This is a genomic window from Streptomyces sp. APSN-46.1, assembly GCF_022815725.1.
In the GTDB taxonomy this organism is placed as follows: Bacteria; Actinomycetota; Actinomycetes; order Streptomycetales; family Streptomycetaceae; genus Streptomyces.
In genome coordinates this window covers 1,451,949-1,466,463 of sequence record NZ_JALGRF010000001.1, presented here as the reverse complement: position 1 = coordinate 1,466,463, position 14,515 = coordinate 1,451,949, and the positions used below count along the sequence as shown (strand labels likewise).

Sequence of the window (14,515 nt, the reverse complement as noted above, 5' to 3'; positions counted from 1 at the left end):
TGGGAGAGTAGGACGCCGCCGAACAATCATTGCGAAAAGCCCCGCACCGGGTATCCGGTGCGGGGCTTTTCTGCGTTCCGGACCCGCGTCAGGTCTCCTGTAGGGTCAGGGGGCAGGTTCAATTATTTCTACAGTCACAGTGGAGGCCCCCGGGTGGAGGTCCAGGAGACTCGGGTTCAGACTGACCGAATTTTCACCATTCCGAACATCCTGAGCATGGCTCGCCTCGCCGGCGTACCCCTGTTCCTCTGGCTGATCCTGGCGGAGCACGACGGGTGGGCCCTGGCCGTCCTCATGCTCAGCGGGGTCAGCGACTACCTCGACGGGAAGCTCGCCCGGAAGTGGAATCAGATCAGCAGCCTCGGGCGGCTGTTGGATCCCGCCGCGGACCGCTTGTACATCCTGTCCACGCTGTTCGGTCTGACGTGGCGCGAGATTCTGCCGTTGTGGCTCACCGCGGCCCTGGTTGCCCGTGAGCTGATGCTCCTGGTGATGGTCTGGATCCTGCGCCGTCACGGCTATCCGCCGCCGCAGGTCAACTTCCTCGGCAAGGCCGCGACCTTCAACCTGATGTACGCGTTCCCCTTGCTGTTGCTCAGTGACGGCACGGGTTGGTTGGCCTGGATGGGGTCAGTTTTCGGATGGGCGTTCGCCGGATGGGGTACAACCCTCTATTGGTGGGCAGGAATCCTTTACGTGGTTCAAGTCCGCCGGCTCGTGAAGGCGGACGCCGCGGCCGATTGAGCTCGCTCGGCGCGGGGCTGTCGCGCAGGAGTTGCGGAGTCACCGTCCGGGACGGGTGTGGTCGGCGAGAACGTCGTCTCTCAAGGAGGACTCTTCCGACATGAAGGCCGTCGTGATGGCCGGTGGCGAAGGTACGCGTCTTCGCCCCATGACCTCGAGTATGCCCAAGCCGCTCCTGCCCGTGGCCAATCGGCCGATCATGGAGCATGTGCTCAGGCTGCTCAAGCGGCACGGGCTCAGCGAGACCGTGGTCACCGTCCAGTTCCTGGCATCGCTCGTCAAGAACTACTTCGGTGACGGCGAAGAGCTCGGTATGGAGCTCACCTATGCCAACGAGGAGAAGCCACTCGGCACCGCCGGCAGCGTGAAGAACGCCGAGGAGGCCTTGAAGGACGACGCTTTCCTCGTCATTTCCGGCGACGCGCTCACCGACTTCGACCTCACCGACCTCATCAGATTCCACAAGGAGAAGGGCGCGCTCGTCACGGTGTGCCTGACCCGGGTGCCGAACCCGCTCGAATTCGGCATCACCATCGTGGATGAGGAAGGAAAGGTCGAACGGTTCCTGGAAAAGCCGACGTGGGGGCAGGTGTTCTCGGACACCGTAAACACCGGCATCTACGTCATGGAGCCCGAGGTCTTCGATTACGTGGACCCGGACGTGCCCGTGGACTGGTCCGGCGACGTCTTCCCGCAGCTGATGAAGGAAGGCCGGCCCATCTTCGGTTATGTGGCCGAGGGCTACTGGGAGGACGTGGGCACGCACGAGAGCTACGTGAAGGCGCAGGCCGATGTGCTCGAGGGCAAGGTCCAGGTCGATATGGACGGCTTCGAGATCTCGCCCGGGGTGTGGGTCGCCGAAGGGGCCGAGGTGAGCCCCGAGGCGGTGCTGCGCGGGCCGCTGTACATCGGGGACTACGCCAAGGTCGAGGCCGGCGTGGAAATCCGCGAGCACACGGTCATCGGGTCGAACGTCGTCGTCAAGAGCGGTGCCTTCCTGCACAAGGCCGTCGTGCACGACAACGTGTTCATCGGGCCCCACAGCAATCTGCGCGGCTGCGTCATCGGGAAGAACACCGACATCATGCGGGCCGCCCGGATCGAGGACGGGGCCGTCATCGGTGACGAGTGCCTGGTCGGTGAGGAATCGATCGTTCAGGGGAACGTGCGGGTCTACCCCTTCAAGACGATCGAGGCCGGCGCCTTCGTCAACACGTCGGTGATCTGGGAGTCCCGCGGGCAGGCGCATCTGTTCGGCGCGCGGGGAGTCTCCGGGATCCTGAACGTGGAGATCACCCCCGAACTGGTGGTCCGGCTGGCCGGCGCGTACGCGACGACCCTGAAGAAGGGGGCGATCGTCACCACGGCCCGCGACCATTCCCGAGGCGCGCGTGCGCTCAAGCGGGCGGTGATCTCGGCGCTTCAGGCCAGTGCCATCGACGTACGGGACCTGGAGAACGTACCGCTGCCCGTCGCGCGGCAGCAGACGGCGCGGGGCAGCGCCGGCGGGATCATGCTGCGGACCTCGCCCGGGGTGCCGGACTCGGTGGACATCATGTTCCTGGACGAGCGCGGGGCGGACCTCTCGCAGGCGCAGCAGCGCAAACTCGACCGGGTGTACGCGCGCCAGGAGTACCGGAGGGCGTTCCCGGGCGAGATCGGCGACCTGCAGTTCCCGTCGAGCGTGTTCGACTCTTATACGGGATCGCTGCTCAGGCGGGTGGACACCACCGGGATCGCCGATTCGGGGCTCAAGGTGGTCGTGGACGCCTCGAACGGCAGCGCGGGGCTCGTTCTGCCGAGCTTGCTGGGCCGGCTCGGGGTGGACGCGCTGACGATCAATCCCGGGCTCGACGAGTCCCGGCCGACGGAGACGGCGGAGTCCCGGCGGGCCGGGCTGGTGCGGCTCGGGGAGATGGTGGCCTCGGCGCGGGCGGCCTTCGGGGTGCGCTTCGACCCGGTGGGGGAGCGGATCTCCCTGGTGGACGAGCGCGGGCGGATCATCGAGGACGACCGGGCGCTGCTGGTGCTGCTCGATCTGGTCGCCGCCGAGAAGCGCAGCGGCAAGGTGGCGCTGCCGGTGACCACGACCCGCATCGCCGAGCAGGTGGCCGCGTACCACGGCACCCAGGTGGAGTGGACGACCACCTCGCCCGACGACCTGACCCGGGTCGGCCGCGCGGAGAACACCATCTTCGGCGGCGACGGCAGGGGCGGTTTCATCGTCCCGGAGTTCAGCAGTGTCTTCGACGGGTCGGCGGCCTTCGTCCAGCTGATCGGGCTGGTGGCGCGGACGCAGCTCACGCTGAGCCAGATCGACGCGCGGATTCCGCGCGCGCACGTGCTCAAGCGGGACGTGCCGACTCCGTGGGCCGTGAAGGGGCTCGTCATGCGGCGGGTCGTCGAGGCGGCCGGTGAGCGGCAGGTGGACACCACCGACGGCGTGCGGGTGGTCGAGGCCGACGGGCGGTGGGCGCTGGTCCTGCCGGACCCGGCGGAGGCGGTGACGCACCTGTGGGCCGAGGGTCCCGACACGGCGTCCGCGCAGGCGCTGCTCGACGAGTGGGCGGCCGTGGTGGACGGCGCCGGGCACTGAGCTCCGTATGCTCCGATGACGATGCTCCGATGACGGGTGTCCGGTGTGAACGGGGCGGGAATGTGCCGCTCCGTCCCACCGGACGCCCGCATTCGGTGTGTACGGCGCCGACATGCGACGATGTGCGGCATGTCGCAGCCGCCCAACGATCGGAGTCCGGCCACCGCACCGCCCGCGCGCCCGGACGCTTCCATGTCGCTGCTGACGCACGTGATGGACCACAGTCTCGACGAGGGCTACGCGGAAGCGTCGGCCCGGCGTGAGGCGGAGGGTACGGCCGGACTGCCGCGCACCCTGAAGGCCAAGCTGGCGCTCGCCGCCGGGCTCGTGCTCGCGGCGATGGTCGTCACGCTGGGCGCCGTCGAGGCGCGAGTATCGGCGCCTGTGCTGGCCAAGGAGCGTCAGGAGCTGATCGACCGCGTACAGCGCGCCGATGATCACGCGGATGGTGTGGAGCGGGACATCGAGCGGTTGCGCGGTGATGTCGCGGACCGCCAGCGCGAGGCGCTCAAGCAGCACGGCGGGGGCCAGGGGCAGCTCCTGGCGCTGCTGTCCGGTGCCGCGGAAGTGCGCGGGCCCGGCGTCAAGCTGGTCGTGGACGACGCCAAGGGCTCCTCGTCGAACGGCGGTGGCGGACCGCGGGAGAGCGCGGGGTTCTCGGACACCGGCCGGGTGCGCGACCGGGACATGCAGCGGATCGTCAACGGGCTGTGGCAGTCCGGGGCGGAGGCGGTCTCGATCAACGGGCAGCGGCTGACGGCGCTGTCGGCGATCAGAGCGGCGGGTGACGCGATACTGGTCGACAACAAGCCGCTGGTGCCGCCGTACGAGGTCTTGGCCATCGGGGACAAGAAACGGCTCGGCACGAGGTTCCAGGACTCCGCGGACGGCCAGTACCTGCACGTGCTGCAGGAGAGCTACGGGATCCGCTACAACCTGTCCGCCGAGGACGAGGTGCGGCTGCCGGCCGCGTCGAGCCTGACCGTACGTACAGCTACAGCTACAGCGGAAGAGCCGAAGAAGGGTGCATCGTGATCGCGGTACTGGGCCTGTTGGCCGGAGTGGTGGCCGGGCTTCTGGTCCGGCCCGAAGTGCCGACCCTGGTGGTGCCTTATCTGCCGATCGCCGTGGTGGCGGCGCTGGACGCGGTGTTCGGCGGTCTGCGCGCGATGCTGGACGGCATCTTCGTGGACAAGGTCTTCGTGGTGTCGTTCCTGTCGAACGTGGTCGTGGCCGCGCTGATCGTCTTCCTCGGTGACCAGCTGGGCGTCGGCTCGCAGCTGTCCACGGGCGTGGTCGTGGTTCTGGGCATCCGCATCTTCTCCAACGCCGCGGCCATCCGCAGGCATGTCTTCCGGGCGTGAGGCCGATGAGTACGAACGACACCCCGTCCGAGGAACCGAACGTTCCGGAGCAGCCTCTTAAAGAGGGGCCGGAGGAGCGGGCCGCGGAGCCGGAGCAGACGGGCCGGCAGCGGCTGGCGGCCGGTCTGTGGCCGCCGCGGGTGAGCCGGGCCCAACTGATCGTCGCCGTACTGCTGTTCGTCCTCGGTCTGGGTCTGGCGATCCAGGTGCGGTCGTACAGCGACTCCAGCGCGCTGCGCGGGGCCCGCCAGGAGGACCTGGTCCGGATCCTCGACGAGCTCGACGGTCGGACCAAGCGCCTGGAGGACGAGAAGCAGATGCTGGAGGACCAGCGCAGGGAGCTGGAGAGCAGCTCCAACCAGGCCGAGGAGGCGCGGCGGCAGACCGTGGAGAAGGAGCGCCAACTGGGGATTCTGGCCGGTACGGTGGCAGCCCAGGGACCGGGGATCACCTTGAAGATCACCGATCCCAAGGGTCAGGTGCGCTCCGATCAGCTGCTGGACACGCTCCAGGAGCTGAGGGCGGCCGGGGCGGAGGCGATCCAGATCAATGGCGTCCGTGTCGTGGCGGGCTCGTACTTCTCGGACGAGGGCGGAGGGATCGGGATCGACGGTCAGAAGATCTCACAACCCTACGAATTCAGGGTGATCGGGAAACCGCAGGATCTGGAGCCGGCGCTCAACATCCCCGGCGGTGTCGTCCAGACGCTGGAGAAGGAGCAGGCGGGCGTCGCCGTCACACGGTCGGCGAAGATCGTTGTGGATGCCTTGCGGGCTGCGAAGCAGCCTGACTACGCTCGGTCGTCATCGCCGTGAGGCGGGACGGAAGGTGGAGCTCACGCGGGCCGAGGCCTGCGGGGGGTCGGCGCACAGAAGTCGCGGTGCGTGGTGGAAACTGTCTGGTGGTTACGGACGTTGTGAGAATGTCCGGGTCGGCAGGTGTGTGCATTCGGAGTTCGTCCTGCCCCACGGGCGGGTCTATTTCGGTCAAGGGGAATCGCCCGTGAAGTTGTTTGAGAAGTTGTTCGGCAAGAAGAACCGCGAGGAAAGCGGTGCGTCCAGGCACCGCGCGGGGCACGGAGAGGTGGAAGGGCAGGGCGACCGGCCGCTCTTCCGGGACGAGGTCGCCGGCGCGGGTGATATTTCGGGCGCGCAGGGCGCGTCGGCTGTTGACCCTGCCGGTACCGGACGCATAGGTTTCGGAGAACCATCAACCTCAAGTTCGGGTGGAGGGTTTGCCTCCGACCCGTATGCCACCAATGCCTCCGCGGGGCAGCCGCGGCGCGAGGAGCCGTCCATGTCGGCCGAGCAGATCTGTAGCAGGTGTGGCCACCGCAGCGATGCGGCCAGCCGGTTCTGCTCCAACTGCGGGGCGCCGCTGCGGGCGGGTCTGACGCCGGAGCGTGCCTCGGAGACCACGTCCACCATCTCGATCTCGGGCCTTGAGGCCTACGAGGCCGAGGTGTCGGGACAACAGCACGGTTCGTCCTCGCTGTCCCCCGAGGCCCAGGCCGCGGTGGAGGCGCTGCCCCCGGGTTCCGCCCTGCTCATCGTGCGGCGCGGCCCCAACTCCGGCAGCCGCTTCCTGCTGGACGGCGAGCTGACCACGGCGGGCCGGCACCCGCAGAGCGACATCTTCCTGGACGACGTCACGGTCTCCCGGCGGCATGTCGAGTTCCGCAGGAGCCAGGACGGTGGCTTCACCGTCTCCGACGTGGGCAGCCTCAACGGCACCTACGTGAACCGTGAGCCGATCGACTCGGTCGCCCTGCACAACGGGGACGAAGTGCAGATCGGCAAGTACCGGCTGGTCTTCTACGCGAGCCTGCGGGGCATCTGACTCCCCCAGACTCCGTCCGGGGGACCCTCACCCCCGGACCATGTCCGGGGGGTACCTCAGGGAAGGTCCCATGCTGCGTACCCCGACCGGCGGTGCCCGCAAGAACGGCACCGCCGGCCCTGCCGGGCGGCTGGTGAGCATCGGCACGGTGCTGACCATGCTGCGCGACGAGTTCCCCGAAGTCACGATCTCGAAGATTCGTTTCCTGGAGGCGGAGGGGCTCGTCGAGCCCAGGCGCACACCTTCCGGATATCGCAAGTTCAGCACGGAGGACGTGGAGCGGCTGGCCCGCATCCTGCGTCTGCAGCGCGACCACTACCTGCCGCTGAAGGTCATCCGCGAGCAGCTCGACGCGCTCGCCCGGGGTGAGCAGGTGCGGATCCCCGCGCCCACCGCGCACGGGGACTCCGTGGACCCCAACAGCCCGTCGGCCGTGTACGGGGAGGTGGGCCGGGAGCGGGCCACCGCGGCCCGGGTGGGGCGTGCGGAGCTGCTCGCCGCCGCGGAGGTGGACGAGGTCCAGCTGATCGAATGGGAGTCCTACGGCCTGCTCGCCGAGGCTCCCGGCGGCGGATTCGACGCCGAGGCGGTCACCGTGGCCCGGCTGGTCGCCGATCTCGGCCGATTCGGGCTGGAGCCCCGGCATCTGCGGGCGATGAAGGCTGCCGCGGACCGGGAGGCGGGCCTGGTGGAGCAGGTCGTGGCACCGTTGCGCCGGCACCGCAACCCGCAGACCAGGGCGCATGCCGAGGCCACTTTGAAAGAGCTCGCGGGGCTGTCCGTAAGGCTGCATGAGGCCTTGGTACAGACGGCTCTCGGGGTCCGGCTGAACTGATCTCGGGGATGCCCGAGGGGCCCCGACTACCCAAACCTGCCGGGCAGGTCCTAGGGTTGCTGTGTGAACGAGCTCGACGTTGTGGGTGTCCGGGTGGAAATGCCCTCCAACCAACCGATCGTGCTCCTGCGTGAAGTGGGAGGCGACCGGTACCTCCCCATCTGGATCGGACCTGGGGAGGCGACCGCCATTGCCTTCGCGCAGCAGGGCATGGCCCCTGCCCGACCGCTGACGCACGACCTGTTCAAGGACGTGCTGGAGGCGATCGGCGAGGAGCTCACCGAGGTCCGCATCACGGATCTGCGGGAGGGTGTCTTCTACGCGGAGCTGGTCTTCGCCAGCGGGGTCGAGGTGAGCGCGCGGCCTTCCGACGCCATAGCGCTGGCCCTGCGCACGGGGACGCCGATCTACGGCAGTGACGGCGTGCTGGACGACGCCGGAATCGCCATTCCGGACGAGCAGGAGGACGAGGTGGAGAAGTTCCGCGAGTTCCTCGACCAGATCTCGCCCGAGGACTTCGGCTCCGGGCCGCAGTGACACGTCGGAGTAAGCGGACCGCGCCGTCCTCCGGGGATTGTCAGCCCATTCGAGTAGCCTTTCCCCGATAAGGGGCACGGGAAACCACTCTCAGGGTGATTATCACTCGGCGTGCCGAGTGTGGCGATCGTTGACGCACCCCTGGTGACTGCCTACCTTCAAGGTGGCAGGTCAAGGACGGAGGGTCGGCGTGAGGATCACGGGCGACGGTACGACCGGGGGCATCCCCGTACGGAGTGAGGGTGGACCGTACCCGCTGCACGGCGGGGCGGCGGGCTCCGCGCGCCGTCAGCCGGAGTCGACGCCGGTCGCTCCGGTGAGTGGCGAACCGGAACCCGGGCAGGTCGGCTACCGGGGACCGACGGCGTGCGCCGCGGCCGGCATCACGTACCGGCAGCTCGACTACTGGGCGCGGACCGGGCTGGTGGAGCCGAGCGTCCGCCCGGCGTACGGCTCGGGCACGCAGCGCCTGTACAGCTTCCGGGACGTCGTCGTCCTGAAGATCGTCAAGCGCTTCCTGGACACCGGGGTGGCGCTGCAGAACATCCGCACCGCCGTGCAGCACCTGCACGACCGCGGGTTCGCCGACCTTGAGCGCATGACGCTGATGAGCGACGGCGCCACGGTGTACGAGTGCACTTCTCCCGACCAGGTGGTCAGCCTGCTCCAGGGTGGTCAGGGCATCTTCGGGATCGCCGTCGGCGTGGTCTGGCGCGACGTGGAGAAGGCGCTCTCGCAGCTCCACGGAGAGCGCGTCGACACCGGGGAGACGGTGGTCGGGCACAATCCGACCGACGAGCTGGCGGCGCGCCGGAACCGGGCGGTCTAGGCCGTGTTTCAGTAGCGGTTCGGCCGGGTGGTCGCCGTGCTGCTTCCGCCGTTGTCAGTGGCGTAGGGCAGCATCGATGGCGTGAGAGCCGCGCCGACCATCCTGCATCTGGACATGGACGCCTTCTACGCCTCGGTGGAGCAGGCGTCGAAGCCGAGCCTGCGCGGCAAGCCCGTGATCGTCGGCGGGCTCGGGCCGCGCGGGGTCGTCGCCACCGCCTCGTACGAGGCCAGGCGGTTCGGGGTGCATTCGGCGATGCCCATGGCCCAGGCCAGGCGGCTGTGCCCGAACGGTGCCTGTCTGATCCCCCGTTTCACCCTGTACCGGTCGGTGAGCGAGGTGGTCATGGGGCTGCTGCGGAAGCTGTCACCGCTGGTGGAGCCGCTGAGCCTGGACGAGGCCTTCGTGGACCTGGAGGCGGGCGGCACCGCCTTCGACGCGGCGACCGCCCGGGAGACGGGAGAGCGGCTGCGGGCCGACATCCTGGCCGCGACCGGGCTCAGCGGGTCGGTGGGTCTGGCCGGGTCGAAGATGCTGGCCAAGGTGGCCTCCGAGGAGGCCAAGCCGGACGGGCTGCTGCTGATCGAGCCGGGAACCGAGCGGGAGCTGCTCGCGCCGATGTCGGTACGGACCCTGCCGGGGGTGGGGCCGGCCACCGGGGAGCACCTGCGGCGGGCCGGGATCACCACGGTGGGGGCGCTGGCCGAGGCCGGGGAGGACGAGCTGGTCCGGATGCTCGGGCGTTCGCACGGGGTCGCGCTGTACCGGATGGCGCTGGGGCTGGACGACCGGCCCGTGGTCGCCGAGCGGGACGCGAAATCGGTGTCGGTGGAGGACACCTTCGACGTGGACCTGCACGACCGGGTACGGATCCGGTACGAGGTGCGGAGGCTCGCGGACCGGTGTGTGGGGCGGCTGCGGGAGTCCGGGTACTCGGGGCGCACGATCGTGCTCAAGGTGCGGCGGTACGACTTCTCGACGCTGACCCGGTCCGAGACGCTCCGGGGGCCGACCGACGACGCGGCGGTGGTCCGGGAGGCGGCGGCGCGGCTGTTGGAGGGGGTGGACACGACGGGCGGCGTGCGGCTGCTGGGGGTGGGGGTGTCGGGGCTGGCGGATTACACGCAGGAGGACCTCTTCGCCCAGGCCGAGGCGCTGGCCGCTGATGTGGACGGGGAGAGCGGGATGGCGGGCGCCGGCCGGGCGGCGGAGCCGGGCAAGGCCGCCGCCGTTGACGCTGGCGCTGGCCCGATGGGTGGCGCGGCCGACGGGGCCCACGCGGCCGGCGCGGCTGACCGTGAGAGCTGGGCCGGCGCGGCCGAGGGGGCCAGCAGGGCTGGAGGGGTGAGCGGGGGCGACCGAGAGGGCAGGGCCGACGCGGCCGAGGGGGCCAGCGGGGCGAGCGGGGCTGGAGGGGCGAGCGGGGCCGACCGCGGGAGCAGGCCCGACGGGGCCGAGGAGACCAGCGGGGCCGGAGGGGTGAGCGGGGGCGACCGCGAGGGCAGGGCTGGCGGGGCCGAGGGGGCGAGCGGGGTTGGAGGGGTGAGCGGGGGCGACCGCGGGAGCAGGGCTGGCGGGGCCGAGGGGGCTGGAGGGGGAGTCGGGGTTTCGGAGGGTGGGGGGCCGGGCGGGGGTGTTCCTGAGCGGCGGTGGGCGCCCGGGAGTGACGTACGGCACGCGGTGTACGGGCCCGGGTGGGTGCAGGGCAGCGGGGTCGGGCGGGTGACCGTCCGGTTCGAGCGGCCCGGTTCGGAGCCGGGCCGGGTGCGTACCTTCCGGGTGGACGATCCGGAGTTGGAGCCTTCCGATCCGTTGCCTCTGGTGGGGGCTGGATGAGTGAGTCCCAAGTGGCGCCGTCCGCCCGCCAGAGCGGGCGGGGACGTCAGGTGCGCGCGGCCGAGGCGGAGGTGGGGGGTCCCCCGCCGAAGGCAGGGGGAGGCCGATGCGGTGGGACACCTCCCAGAGGTGGGGGCGGGGGTCAGGGCTCGTCGCCTGCGATGTGGCCGAAGTCCGGCGGGGGGAGGTGGAAGTCGCTCGGGAGGGCCACGTCCAGGCCGTAGTGGTGGTACAGCTGCAGCTCCTGCTCGGGGGAGAGGTGGCGGCCGACGCCGAAATCGGGGGCGTCCTTGATGAGGGAACGTTCGAAGGGCACCCTCAGGGTGTCTCCGACCACCTCGCTCGGCTCCAGCGGCACGAACGCGTCCCGGCTGAACAGGCCCGTCCGGACGGCGGCCCACTCGGGGACGCCCGTGGCATCGTCGAGGTAGACCTCGTCGACCGTGCCGATCTTGGTGCCATTGCGGTCGAACGCCTTGCGGCCGATCAGGCTGCGCGGATCGATGTCGGTCTGCACGGTCCCGTCCCTCCTTCTGGTCGCAACTCCTCCGTACCGACTACAAAAGTGCATATCGGGAAAGGGGGCCACTCGAGGGAGGTCCCAGATCCTCGCTGGTAGGCTGGGTGACGGCTGTCGACCCTGTGCGGGAGAGTCCTCCGAGTGAGTACGACGGAGGCGCCGAAGGAGCAAATCCTCCCCGGAATCTCTCAGGCATACGTACCGCACGGACGAGGCCACTCTGGAAAGCAGGGGCGGGTACCGGGCGCAGTGCCGGTACCGCTCCTCACCGACGGTGAAAGTCGGGCCGCGTGGGCGATGCCCATGGGGACCGGTGAAGCTCTCAGGTGCAGATGACAGAGGGGGAGGCCGTCCGGGTGCCCGCGCCGTGGTGCCCCTCGCAGGTCGTACGACCAGGAGGCCTCCGTACATGACCGCCAACCGCATTCCGCTCTCTCAGCTGGAGCGAGGCATCCCCTTTGAGCAGCGCCACATCGGCCCGGATGCCGAGGCGCAGGCGAAGATGCTCGCCCAGGTGGGCTACGGCTCCCTGGACGAGCTGACCGCCGCCGCGGTACCGGATGTGATCAAGACCGCCGAAGCGCTGAACCTGCCCGAGGCGCGGACCGAGGCCGAGGTGCTGGCCGAGCTGCGCCGGCTCGCGGACCGCAACCAGGTGCTGTCCTCGATGATCGGCCTGGGCTACTACGGCACGTTCACGCCGCCGGTGATCCTGCGCAACGTCATGGAGAACCCGGCCTGGTACACGGCGTACACGCCGTACCAGCCCGAGATCTCGCAGGGCCGCCTCGAAGCGCTGCTGAACTTCCAGACCGTCGTCGCCGACCTGACCGGTCTGCCGACCTCCGGTGCCTCGCTGCTCGACGAGGGCACCGCCGCGGCCGAGGCCATGACGCTGGCCCGCCGCGTGGGCAAGGCCAAGGGCAACGTCTTCCTCGTCGACGCCGACGCGCTGCCGCAGACCATCGCCGTGATCGAGACCCGCGCCGAGCCGATCGGCATCGAGATCGTCGTCGCCGACCTGTCCGACGGCATCCCCGCCGAGATCGCCGAGCGCGGCATCTACGGCGTGCTGCTCCAGTACCCGGGCGCCTCCGGCGCCGTACGGGAGATCAAGCCGGTCATCGACCAGGCGCACGAGCTCGGCGCGATCGTCGCGGTCTCCGCCGACCTGCTCGCCCTGACCCTGCTGACCTCCCCGGGCGCAATGGGCGCGGACATCGCCGTCGGCACCACCCAGCGCTTCGGCGTCCCGATGGGCTTCGGCGGTCCGCACGCCGGTTACATGGCCGTCCAGGACAAGCACGCCCGCTCGCTGCCCGGCCGCATCGTGGGCGTGTCCGTGGACGCGGACGGCAACAAGGCGTACCGCCTGGCGCTGCAGACCCGCGAGCAGCACATCCGCCGCGAGAAGGCCACCAGCAACATCTGTACCGCGCAGGTGCTGCTCGCCGTCATGGCCGGCATGTACGCCGTCTACCACGGCCCGGACGGCCTGCGCACGATCGCCCGCCGTACCCACCGCTACGCGGCGCTGCTCGCCGCCGGTCTGACGGCCGGCGGGGTCGAGATCGTGCACGGCTCGTACTTCGACACGATCACCGCCCGGGTTCCGGGCCGTGCCGCCGAGGTCGTCGCCGCCGCGCGCGAGGGCGGGGTCAACCTGTACCAGGTGGACGCCGACCTGGTCTCCGTCGCCTGTGACGAGACCACCCTGCGCGCCGACATCGAGGCTGTCTGGGCGGCCTTCGGCGTCAACGGCTCCGCCGCGGACATCGAGGCGCTCGACGAGACCACCGCCGAGGCGCTGCCCGAGGACCTGCTGCGCTCGGACGCGTACCTGACCCACCCGGTGTTCCACCAGCACCGCTCCGAGACCCAGATGCTGCGCTACCTGCGCAAGCTCGCGGACAAGGACTACGCGCTGGACCGCGGCATGATCCCGCTGGGCTCCTGCACCATGAAGCTCAACGCGACCACCGAGATGGAGCCGGTCACCTGGCCCGAGTTCGGCCAGCTGCACCCGTTCGCGCCGGTCGAGCAGGCCGAGGGCTACCTCACGCTCATCAACGAGCTGGAGGAACGTCTCTCCGAGGTCACCGGATACGACAAGGTCTCCATCCAGCCGAACGCCGGTTCCCAGGGTGAGCTCGCCGGTCTGCTGGCCGTCCGCGCCTACCACCGGGCCAACGGAGACGAGCAGCGCACCATCTGCCTCATCCCGTCCTCCGCGCACGGCACCAACGCCGCCAGCGCCGTGATGGCCGGCATGAAGGTCGTCGTCGTCAAGACCGCCGACGACGGCGAGGTGGACGCCGACGACCTGCGCGCCAAGATCGAGCAGTACCGCGACGAGCTCGCCGTGCTGATGATCACGTACCCCTCGACCCACGGTGTGTTCGAGGAGCACGTCGCCGACATCTGCGCCCAGGTGCACGAGGTCGGCGGCCAGGTCTACGTGGACGGCGCCAACCTCAACGCCCTGGTGGGCCTGGCCAAGCCGGGTCACTTCGGCGGCGACGTCTCGCACCTGAACCTGCACAAGACCTTCTGCATCCCGCACGGCGGCGGCGGTCCGGGCGTCGGCCCGGTCGGTGTCCGGGCGCACCTGGCCCCGTACCTGCCGAACCACCCGCTGCAGCCGGCCGCCGGCCCGGAGACGGGCGTCGGCCCGATCTCGGCGGCGCCGTGGGGCTCGGCCGGCATCCTGCCGATCTCCTGGTCGTACGTGCGCCTCATGGGCGGCGAGGGCCTCAAGCGCGCCACGCAGGTGGCGGTGCTCGGCGCCAACTACATCGCCAAGCGCCTGGAGCCGCACTACCCGGTGCTGTACACCGGCCCGGGCAACCTGGTCGCGCACGAGTGCATCATCGACCTGCGCCCGCTGTCGAAGGCGACGGGTGTGAGCGTGGACGACATCGCCAAGCGTCTGATCGACTACGGCTTCCACGCGCCGACCATGTCCTTCCCGGTCTCCGGCACGCTGATGATCGAGCCGACGGAGTCCGAGGACCTCGGCGAGATCGACCGGTTCTGCGACGCGATGATCGCCATTCGCGGCGAGATCGAGCGGGTCGTGGGCGGCGAGTGGCCGGCGGACGACAACCCGCTGGCGAACGCCCCGCACACGGCGGCCGCGCTGGGCGGCGAGTGGAACCACCCGTACAGCCGTGACGAGGCCGTCTTCCCGGGTGGTGTGACGGCCGCGGAGAAGTACTGGCCGCCGGTGCGCCGGATCGACGGCGCCTTCGGTGACCGGAACCTGGTCTGCTCCTGCCCGCCGCTGGACGAGTACGACAACTGAGTCACCGGTCCGCCGCGTGACTGAGTTGTCGTACTGAGGTACGACGAAGGTACGACGAAGGTACGACGAAAGGGCCGGTCCGGGAGCATGTGCTCCCGGGCCGGCCCCTTC

The 14,515-nt window shown here is 69.9% G+C and carries 12 protein-coding genes and 1 riboswitch; of the genes, 11 read left to right on the top strand and 1 reads right to left on the bottom strand.

Annotation, left to right across the window (positions count from 1 at the left end):
• Positions 1-153: 153 nt before the first annotated feature.
• From MTF65_RS06585 to MTF65_RS06540, 10 genes are all read left to right on the top strand, one after another.
• Positions 154-744 carry a CDP-alcohol phosphatidyltransferase family protein gene (locus tag MTF65_RS06585; protein ID WP_243627232.1) on the top strand — a complete coding sequence of 197 codons (591 nt, stop codon included), beginning with the start codon at positions 154-156 and terminating at the stop codon, positions 742-744.
• 100 nt (positions 745-844) lie between these two features.
• Positions 845-3,340, top strand: a complete 2,496-nt coding sequence (locus MTF65_RS06580) for a mannose-1-phosphate guanyltransferase (protein WP_243627231.1) — start codon at positions 845-847, stop codon at positions 3,338-3,340.
• A 120-nt stretch (positions 3,341-3,460) separates the two neighbouring features.
• Positions 3,461-4,375, top strand: a complete 915-nt coding sequence (locus tag MTF65_RS06575; protein ID WP_243627230.1) for a DUF881 domain-containing protein — start codon at positions 3,461-3,463, stop codon at positions 4,373-4,375.
• Complete coding sequence (locus tag MTF65_RS06570; RefSeq protein WP_243627229.1) at positions 4,372-4,704, top strand: small basic family protein; 333 nt, start codon at positions 4,372-4,374, stop codon at positions 4,702-4,704. The genes MTF65_RS06575 and MTF65_RS06570 overlap by 4 nt, the downstream gene beginning before the upstream one ends.
• Positions 4,705-4,709: 5 nt before the next feature.
• The gene (locus MTF65_RS06565; RefSeq protein WP_243627228.1) at positions 4,710-5,519 is read left to right on the top strand and encodes a DUF881 domain-containing protein; all 810 of its coding nucleotides are present in this window, start codon (positions 4,710-4,712) and stop codon (positions 5,517-5,519) included.
• Between the two features lie 79 nt (positions 5,520-5,598).
• Positions 5,599-6,543, top strand: a complete 945-nt coding sequence (locus MTF65_RS06560) for an FHA domain-containing protein (protein ID WP_243627352.1) — start codon at positions 5,599-5,601, stop codon at positions 6,541-6,543.
• Positions 6,544-6,613: 70 nt separating this feature from the next.
• A complete protein-coding gene (locus MTF65_RS06555) occupies positions 6,614-7,378 on the top strand; it encodes a MerR family transcriptional regulator (RefSeq protein WP_243627227.1) in 765 nt (254 codons plus the stop codon).
• Positions 7,379-7,441: 63 nt separating this feature from the next.
• The gene (locus tag MTF65_RS06550) at positions 7,442-7,915 is read left to right on the top strand and encodes a bifunctional nuclease family protein (protein ID WP_243627226.1); all 474 of its coding nucleotides are present in this window, start codon (positions 7,442-7,444) and stop codon (positions 7,913-7,915) included.
• Between the two features lie 190 nt (positions 7,916-8,105).
• Complete coding sequence (locus MTF65_RS06545) at positions 8,106-8,744, top strand: MerR family transcriptional regulator (RefSeq protein ID WP_243627225.1); 639 nt, start codon at positions 8,106-8,108, stop codon at positions 8,742-8,744.
• Between the two features lie 81 nt (positions 8,745-8,825).
• Positions 8,826-10,580, top strand: coding sequence for a DNA polymerase IV (locus MTF65_RS06540; protein WP_243627224.1), 1,755 nt, complete (start codon positions 8,826-8,828; stop codon positions 10,578-10,580).
• A 142-nt stretch (positions 10,581-10,722) separates the two neighbouring features.
• On the opposite strand, the gene MTF65_RS06535 is transcribed toward MTF65_RS06540, so the two are convergent.
• A complete protein-coding gene (locus tag MTF65_RS06535) occupies positions 10,723-11,097 on the bottom strand; it encodes a PRC-barrel domain-containing protein (protein ID WP_243627223.1) in 375 nt (124 codons plus the stop codon).
• A 118-nt stretch (positions 11,098-11,215) separates the two neighbouring features.
• Positions 11,216-11,314, top strand: a riboswitch (glycine riboswitch).
• Positions 11,315-11,509: 195 nt separating this feature from the next.
• Between MTF65_RS06535 and gcvP the strand changes: the two genes are divergently transcribed.
• Positions 11,510-14,404, top strand: coding sequence for an aminomethyl-transferring glycine dehydrogenase (gcvP, locus tag MTF65_RS06530; RefSeq protein ID WP_243627222.1), 2,895 nt, complete (start codon positions 11,510-11,512; stop codon positions 14,402-14,404).
• The last annotated feature ends 111 nt before the right edge of the window (positions 14,405-14,515 follow it).

Coding starts and splice junctions, on each gene's coding strand:
- MTF65_RS06580 (WP_243627231.1), top strand. CDS start 845: ATGAAGGCCGTCGTGATGGCCGGTGGCGAAGGTACGCGTCTTCGCCCC.
- MTF65_RS06575 (WP_243627230.1), top strand. CDS start 3,461: ATGTGCGGCATGTCGCAGCCGCCCAACGATCGGAGTCCGGCCACCGCA.
- MTF65_RS06565 (WP_243627228.1), top strand. CDS start 4,710: ATGAGTACGAACGACACCCCGTCCGAGGAACCGAACGTTCCGGAGCAG.
- MTF65_RS06555 (WP_243627227.1), top strand. CDS start 6,614: ATGCTGCGTACCCCGACCGGCGGTGCCCGCAAGAACGGCACCGCCGGC.
- gcvP (WP_243627222.1), top strand. CDS start 11,510: ATGACCGCCAACCGCATTCCGCTCTCTCAGCTGGAGCGAGGCATCCCC.